Below are 7,993 nucleotides of genomic sequence, written 5' to 3'. Positions count from 1 at the left end.
GCGGTGGGGGGCGCAGCTTCTCTGGCGGAGGAGGAGGGGGATTTTCTCGTTCAGGTCCGGCCAGCGGCGGGAGCTTCTCTTCAAGAGGTTCATACGGAGGAGGGGCACGGTCCTTTGAAGGCAGGAGCGGCGGGCTGGGCTCCGGTTCTTCCTACGGTGAACGGTCTCGAGGAGGGATGGACAGGTCTTCGAGCTTCTCCCAGCGTGAAAGCATGCAGGGAACTCGCGCGTCGGGGATCTCCGAACGCTCCGGGCAGATGGGACAGACGGCACGGAGCCAGGACCGCCAGGCCGCACGGACGGATAGAACCCAGGCCCGAAGCGACCTGAGGGGAGAGCGGCAGCAAACAGCAGCCGACAGAACGGGCAATCGTCAGGAAGAAAGAACAGAACGAACAGGCACCCGCCAGGAGAACAGGACCGAGAGAACCGAAGGGCGTCAGGATGTGAGAAGCCAGCGGCAGCAGGAGGTGACGGAACGGCAGAAGGGCCGCCAGGATTATTATGACGATCACTACCATCACCACGACGATGACTGGGACGATTGGGGGGGATGGGGGTATGTGGCGGCGGGAGCGGCCGTCGTTGCTGGAGCCTATGCTGTTGGAACGATCATTAATGCTGCGACGTATTCGACTCTCTCCTGTACACCCACGACCGTGGTGGTGAACGGCATTACCTATTCCCAGTGTGGTACCACATGGTATCAACCCACGTATTCCGGTGGAGACGTCACCTACATTGTCGTAAACCCGCCGCCGGGATACTGAGTATTTAGCCATTAGCCATGAGCCATTAGCCATGAAAATCCCCCTCGGTCCACCTTTGCAGGAGGGCGAGGGGGGTTTTTTTTCGATCGGGACGAAGGCTTCGGAATTTTTAAAGTTAAAGAGGTAAACAATGATTTTTTCCAGGAGAGAATCGCATACTCCACTGGAGTGGCATTGGCGTGGCGCATCGGTGCAGATGCTCCCGGCAAGCTCGCTGATGGGCCGCACATCGTGCTTTACCAGGATGGTTCTTCTCGCGCTTTCTTTATCCATTGGGGTGCTGAGTGGATGTGCACACAGGGTGGGTGTTACTCCGACCACCGATCAGAAATGGTTTCGGGAGATGGACCGGAATGCACTGGATTCGGACCAGCTCAGCGAGCGAGCCATGATGTATCTCCGGGAGTATGACCTTGAAGCCCAGTACCGCAAAGCACCTCTGCAATTTCTGGAGGACTTCAGCCGGACGCTCTGTCAGGACCGGGACAGAGAAAAACGACTGGTGTTGGCCGAGCTGTGCTACCTGGAGGGAAAACGGCAGGAAAGCCCTACATCGGACCTTGCCGCCAAGTTGTTTCTATCGGCGACCGTTTACGCCCACAGTTATCTCCACAATCAGACCCTCCAGCCCGCATTGAATCCGTTTGATCCTCGCTATCGCATGGCCTGCGACCTCTACAACCGTTCCCTGGCCAAATTCGTGGTTTATGTTCAGGAGCGTGACATCCGCTTTGCCGAAGCGCAGAGCGTTCCCATCCTTCATGGTAAGGTCGAAATCAAGGGAGTGGCCAAGGATTTGCCCTGGCAGCCTCAAAAAACGGATGAGTATCTTCCCTCATACGAGTTCCTTGCCAAAGGACTGAACAATTATCACCGGGACTTTGGGCTGGGGGCTCCTGTTATCGTGGTGCATCAGCTTTCCGGGGAAGAGTCCGTGGGGCGCCTCAAGATCAACCTGGAGGATGTCTATGCCGCGACCGTCTACCTGCGCTACGAGGATGATCCATGCGGGGAGCAGGCGGTGCAGGGAAACCCCTTGAGGGCTCAGGCCGAAGTCTACGACCCCTTGCGGACGGACAGCATCAGCATCGACGATTCCTCGTATCCCCTGGAAATGGACCTTTCGACCCCCCTTGCCTATATGCTCAGTCGGCGATCTCCTGCCAGCGGATTGGTGGGGATGGTCCGTGCGGATGCCTGGGACGAGAAGAAGGGGCTCTACCTCCTTGCGCCCTATCAGCCCGACAAGATCCCGGTGGTTTTCGTGCACGGCCTCATGTCCAAGCCGTACACCTGGCTCGGGATGCTCAATGAACTGATGGGAGATCAAGAAATCCGGGAGCGCTACCAGTTCTGGTTTTTCATGTATCCCACGGGCAATCCCATTCCCTATTCGGCCAGCATCTTCCGCAACGCCCTCCTTGAAGCCAGGCAAAAGCTCGACCCTGACGGAAAGGACAAAGCCTTCGATGAGATGGTCCTCGTGGGGCACAGCATGGGGGGAATCCTGTCCCGTGTCATGATCCAGGACAGCGGCGACCGTCTCTGGAGCGTGCTTTCCAAGAAGCCATTGGAGGAGTTGTGCCTTCCCGAGGAGCAATGTCAGACCCTCAAGGACGCGCTTTTCTTTAAACCTCTCCCCTTTGTGCGGCGCGTTGTGTTCATTGCGACACCGCATCGGGGTTCCCATATGGCCACAGGATGGATTGGGCGACTGGGTGTTTCCCTCATCAAATTGCCGGTAAAGTTGGCGGGTCTCCCGGTGGCTCTCGCCCAGACCGTGTCGACAGAGCAGGGGGAAGCTCAGGCACTCATGCTCAAAACCCCCTCATCCATCAACGGGCTCCGCATGGACAATCCCATGACCCAGGCACTGGCTGCCCTTCCCATGAATCCTGACGTCCCTTACCATTCCATCATCGGCAATCGCGTTGCGGGCGATACGCCGGGGGGATCGGATGGCGTGGTCCCTTATGAGAGCGCCCATCTGGAAGGGGCTCAGTCGGAAAAGATCGTGAAATCCGGGCACGCAGCCCATGAACATCCCCTGGCTATCCTCGAAGTCAGCCGTATCCTGAAGGAGCATTTGAGAGAGGTGGACCGTCAGAAATGAGGTATATTTAAAAAGATAGCCTTGTGAATGGAGCCCATCTTTGGGTCCTCCCTTTATCATTTCTGCGGGCTTGACACAGCATCCTTTCAGTCCCCCTCCGAAAGGGGGGGATTGAAAGGCGATTCTCAATGGCTTTGATGACAGCTCCGCTCACAGCAGCTTGAAATACGAGTTCAATCGATTTCCCGTCGCGTTCTCTCGGTTCGGGTTATCCAGGAATTCACGGGTCATGGTGTAAAGACCCTGGAGCGCACCCTCCATGAATTCCACCAGAGGCGCCTCGGGAAGCTTATCTTTCAATCCCTCCCCCCCAACCTGTGCGATGAGACGGCGAATTGCATCCCGATCCGAAGCGAGGAGCTGTTCCAATGATCGGGAGGTCAAATCCTCAGTTCGATTCACCGTCTTACCGGGTTCAGACAAAATTTGCCGGATCCTCGCGACATAGTTTTCTAAGAAGAGGGGAGCATGCTCGATGAGAACCCCATTGTTGGTATCCATCATGTAGCTTCGGACATCCGCATTGGCCGAGCCGATAATGACGCGTTTTCCAAGAACGGACACCTTCGAGTGCAGGGAATAGAGAGACCGTCCCCGTTCATCCTTTTCCGGTAAATATTCGTGATATTGAAATGTTGCACCTTTGCGCGGATCGCGTTTTGCCGCATAGTATTCGCCAAAGGCTTTGAGAGAGTAATGTGCGGCGAGGTTGATGACGCCGAGGTCCGTCGTTGCCGGTGAATTGGTCAGGGCGATGATCTGCACGTTGCTGCAATCCAGGGTCCCATCCACCATTTCCGCCAGTTGGCCGAGCAGATTGGACGGAGGAAGAAAGTAGGCGTTGTGCAGGATGACCTGGCGAGGCCCTCCGGTGGATGCATCCCGGCAGGCCTGGGCGAGGCCCTTCAGCCAGACCTCGTGAATATGCTTTCCGGATAGGCCTTCCGAGCCGTTTGTGGCTCCGTAGGCCCTTTGCGGAGGCTGTCCCTCGGAAGGGTTGTCCAGAAAGGGCAGATTTTCCAGGTAAAAGATTCGAGCGCTTTCGTCGAGGGGGATAACGGGCTGAGACGCTGCGTTCTGTGGGGGCCGGTATGAGCTTCGGAAAATCTCCGCCCTGGAGTCCATCTGCTGTTTTTGCTCGGCAAGCCTGAGCGCGGGGTCGAAGTAACGCGCGAAGAGTCGCTCCCGGCAGGCATCGACGGATCCTGCATCCATGCTCAGCTTGCTATCGGAACACTCCTTGTGAGAACGCTGACTCGCAACGAGGTAATCGTTGGGGGCATGCTGCAGGATATCCTCCAGGGTGGCTGTCATGACCCGATAATCCCAGAGGCCTTCGAAGCTGTGCCTCAGATCGGCGGAAGGAGCTGCCAGATCCAGGTGGACATCGGTGTCCTTGAAAATATACTTCTCCACCAGGGGATTGGTCGACATGTGGTAGGAATCCTCCATGTTGCGTCCTCCCAGGACAACCTGTTGGTCGTCTGCGATGAGGAGCTTATGATGCAGAAATTCCGTGAGATAATCCCAGTCTCGAATGGCTTCCCGCGCATCGGGGCGCTTCCCCACGGGGAGATAAGCGGTGAGAGTATCGTATAGAGGACGAAGCTTTTCCCCGTGGATGAGAAATGCCAGTGACAGCTTCAGGCGCGCTGCCGTTCGTTCCAGGACTCGCTCATTGGTCCTGCGCGACTGCCAGTAGATTTTGGCGGCTGTCAAGGCGGTTCGGAGCTTTTTCTCTTTTTGCTCGCGCGAGGTGGATGAAGACCCGGGGCTCCCATCCCCTTTGGAAAGTTGGATGTCCTGTCCATGCAGGACGGAAAACGCCAGCAGCTCCATGTCTCGGGCATAGAGCGCAGAGAGGAATATGCCGGACGAGCCGCTGTTAAAATTTGTCGGTACGGATGGGTCGGGCTGCTGAGCAATGGCTTCCTGCAGCCATTTATCGATGGCTTGCAGTTTTGCTTCTGAACACCGCTTGAAATCGTTCGGAGCTTCCACCGCGCCACAACCGAGAGTCATGTAAACCGCGTCTTTTATGATGACATTGGTGGGACGGTTGAAGAAGCGTACTTCCAGGCTTCCCTTGCCTCCGTTCCCCTGCTGCTCCAGCATGCGGAAAAGGTCCAGCCTCGGGTAGTTGGTGTGATAATCCACCAGGAGGCGCACCCGCACACCCCGTTGAGCAGCCTGGATCAGTTCTTGTGAAAAGACGGAGCTGCTGTAATCATCGGCATAGATGTAGTAGGCGAGATCCAGAGAATGGCCGGCATTTTTCACCAGTTCGATTTTTTTCTGGAAGACTTTGTCATTGTCCAAAAAAACCATGCCCTGGCGGGCTTGAAGCGAGGCTGAAGCCTCGGATGCAACTGCAGCTCGAAAATCTGAGCCGCCAGCCGGCTGAGTCGTAGCGGACTTCGGCGCGGCGCATCCCTGCAAAACGGCGAAGAGCAGAATACAAGGCGCCAGGTAGAAAAGGCTCCTCCTTGTGTCCCTGTACAATCGTGTGTCTCTCATGCAAAGTCCCCCGTGAACCTTCTAAGATAGAAAATCATGGCGCCTCTGCACAATGCAGCTACAATCACGAGTTCAACAAAAAACATCAAAAACAATAAGGAAGTGGGTGCGGAGGATGTCACTCGTTTTGTTCACTCTGGCTCGTACGGGGCTTGCGTTGGAGTTGTCCTTTCATTTCTCCCACGAAATCCGGCGAAGCGAAAACTTGATACCCGGTTTTCAAAACTTTTGACGCATGCGAGGCAGGGAGGATCGGCACCCCCTGGGCGAAGCGGCTTTTCATAACAATTTTCTCCTGCTTGCGGTTGATCTACGGACTGAATGGGAAGAAAATAGAATCACCGGTATCCGGGAGAGCATAATACTCAGGCTTGCCGAAAAGCGATCTCTCCATCTCACCTTTCCTCACCCTGCCGAACCATTGTATACTGCGAACGGGTAGATTCTTGATTTTTGTAGGAGCGGCTTCCAGCCGCGATTCTCAAGGAGCCAACTGTTTCCATCGCGGCTGGAAGCCGCTCCTACAGGATCATCAATAGGTCACGATCTCATTTGTTTGGAGTTTATATCTCTATCCTGAAAAAGAATGGCGAGTCTGTACCGGCATGGACATCGACTCGTAGCAGCGTGTCCATCGAGGAGAAATAAAATGACTTATACAACAAGAGGGTTGCGTTATGGCGATTTCGAGCCGGGCCGCACCTTTTATACAGCTAGACGCACTTTGACGGAAGCGGATGTTACGGCATTCGCGGGGATATCCGGTGATTTCAATCCCCTCCACACCGACGCCGTCTTCATGGCGGAGCACCCCCTGGGAAAACGGATCGCTCACGGCATGCTTTCCATGAGTGTCGCCACGGGCCTTGCCAACCAACTCGGTATCTTTGACGGAACGACCATCGCCCTCCTGGAGATGCACATCAAGTTCACCGGGGCGGTCTTTTTCCAAGACACGGTACAACTGGAAATTACAGTCAAAGAGAGGAAAGAATCGACCAAGCCGGATCGGGGGATCGTTATTTTCGACTGCACTTTGAGAAATCAGGAGGGCGGGGTCGTCCTCCAAAGCGAATGGACTTGCCTGATGCGGCGCTAGGCCGGTTTGTTTATAGATGTCAGTGAGTTGCGAAGTTCCTTCCGTTGTGCTCGCGTGCTTCAGGGGACGGGAGGAGGCTCAGCGGCCCTGGTGAACCGGTCCGCCTCCGTTACCCACCCCCCACCCATGGCCTGGTACAGGGTGACGAGGGATGCCAGGGTGGAGGCCTGGGTCTGCACGTAGTTGAGCTCGGCGGTGAAGAGCTGGGTCTCGGCATAGAGCACATCCAGGTAGGGGGTGTAGCCGCCGTTGTAGAGCAACCAGGCCAGGCGGTCGTAGTCCTGGAGGGACTTGACCAGTCGTTCCTGGGCCTTGAGCTGTTCGCAGAGCTGCTCGTGGGAAACGAGGGCATTCTCCACGTCTTTAAATGATGCTTGAATAGCACTCTCGTAGGCCACCAACGACGCTTTACGAGTCGCTTCGGCCTCCTTCACCTGGCCGGATATGGCGCCCGCCGTAAAGATCGGGCCGACAACCGATCCACCGTAGCTCCATGTCCTGGCAGAGCCCTTGAAAAGATCGGACAGGTCGGAGCTGGCCGTGCCCAGGGCCCCGGTCAGCGATATGGTGGGGAAATAGAGTGCCTTGGCGGCTCCGATCTGTGCATTGGCCGCGATGAGGTTCTGTTCGGCTTGAGCAAGGTCCGGCCGGCGTTCGAGCAGCTGAGACGGCAGCCCGGCGGGAACAGGGGGGAGGGTAAGCTCGAACAGGGATCTACCCCTTTCGATGGCCCCGGGATTGCGGCCGAGAAGGATAGAGAGGGCGTTTTCCGTTTGGGCGATCTGCGATTTGATGGGGGGAATCGCTGCAGCGGCAGTTTCATACTGAGACCGCGACTGTTCCACATTCATCTGGGAGACCTGCCCGTATTTGAACTGCAGCTCGAATTGCCTGAGGGACTCGCTATAGGTGCCGAGAGTGCGCTCTGCGACTTTTAGCTGGTCGTCGAGGGAGCGCAGCTGGATGTAACTGTTGGCGACAGATGCCACGAGGGAAAGGATGACCCCGCGTCGCGCCTCCTCCGTTGCGAGGAGGTCCGCCTGTGCCGCTTCCGAAAGCCTGCGAATGCGGCCCCACAGGTCGATCTCCCAGCTTGCGTCGGCGAGCACCTGATAACTGGTCTGAGGGTTCGGGACCGTGGCGGGTACGGGGGTAGCGTTCTGCCGGCTGAGGCGCTCCCTGAGACCGTCTCCACTGTAGCCGACCTGGGGGAAGAGAGGCGCCCGCGTTTGTGTCAGCACGGCTGCAGCTGCCTCGACGCTGGCAGCAGCGATCTTGAGGTCCTTGTTGTTCGCCAGTGCCTCGGCGATGAGAGCATCCAGCACGGGGTCCTGAAACTCTCTCCACCAGAGGGTGTTGGCGGTCTCCTGAGCGTCCTCCGCAGCGTAGCGGAAGGCCGGAGGGATTTCCACCGCAGGCCGACGATAATCCGGGCCGACCATGCAGCCGGAGAAACTCAGCACGATGATGCAGGCGGTCAGCATGCGGCGCATA

The 7,993-nt window shown here is 56.9% G+C and carries 5 protein-coding genes; 3 read left to right on the top strand and 2 right to left on the bottom strand.

Annotated elements, in window-relative coordinates; all coding sequences use genetic code 11:
* The first annotated feature begins 176 nt into the window (after positions 1–176).
* Together MWC30_RS20255 and MWC30_RS20250 are read left to right on the top strand one after the other, a co-directional pair.
* On the top strand, positions 177–770 hold the full coding sequence (locus MWC30_RS20255) for a hypothetical protein (protein ID WP_244086025.1): 594 nt from the start codon (positions 177–179) through the stop codon (positions 768–770).
* Between the two features lie 301 nt (positions 771–1,071).
* On the top strand, positions 1,072–2,883 hold the full coding sequence (locus MWC30_RS20250; RefSeq protein WP_244086024.1) for a triacylglycerol lipase: 1,812 nt from the start codon (positions 1,072–1,074) through the stop codon (positions 2,881–2,883).
* A gap of 150 nt (positions 2,884–3,033) precedes the next feature.
* On the opposite strand, the gene MWC30_RS20245 is transcribed toward MWC30_RS20250, so the two are convergent.
* Complete coding sequence (locus tag MWC30_RS20245) at positions 3,034–5,400, bottom strand: hypothetical protein (RefSeq protein ID WP_244086023.1); 2,367 nt, start codon at positions 5,398–5,400, stop codon at positions 3,034–3,036.
* Positions 5,401–6,049: 649 nt separating this feature from the next.
* Here MWC30_RS20245 and MWC30_RS20240 point away from each other — a divergent pair.
* Positions 6,050–6,499: a MaoC/PaaZ C-terminal domain-containing protein gene (locus MWC30_RS20240; protein ID WP_244086022.1), complete on the top strand. Its 450-nt coding sequence runs from the start codon at positions 6,050–6,052 to the stop codon at positions 6,497–6,499.
* A 59-nt stretch (positions 6,500–6,558) separates the two neighbouring features.
* Here the strand turns inward: MWC30_RS20240 and MWC30_RS20235 are convergent, their stop codons facing one another.
* Positions 6,559–7,992 (bottom strand): efflux transporter outer membrane subunit, encoded by a 1,434-nt coding sequence (locus MWC30_RS20235; protein ID WP_244086021.1) that lies wholly within the window; start codon positions 7,990–7,992, stop codon positions 6,559–6,561.
* Position 7,993 lies beyond the last annotated feature (1 nt).

Origin of the sequence: Desulforhabdus sp. TSK (assembly GCF_022836495.1) — a bacterium.
Classification (GTDB): domain Bacteria; phylum Desulfobacterota; class Syntrophobacteria; order Syntrophobacterales; family Syntrophobacteraceae; genus Desulforhabdus.
Note: the sequence above shows the minus strand (reverse complement) of the source record. Positions and strands in the feature narration are given on the sequence as shown.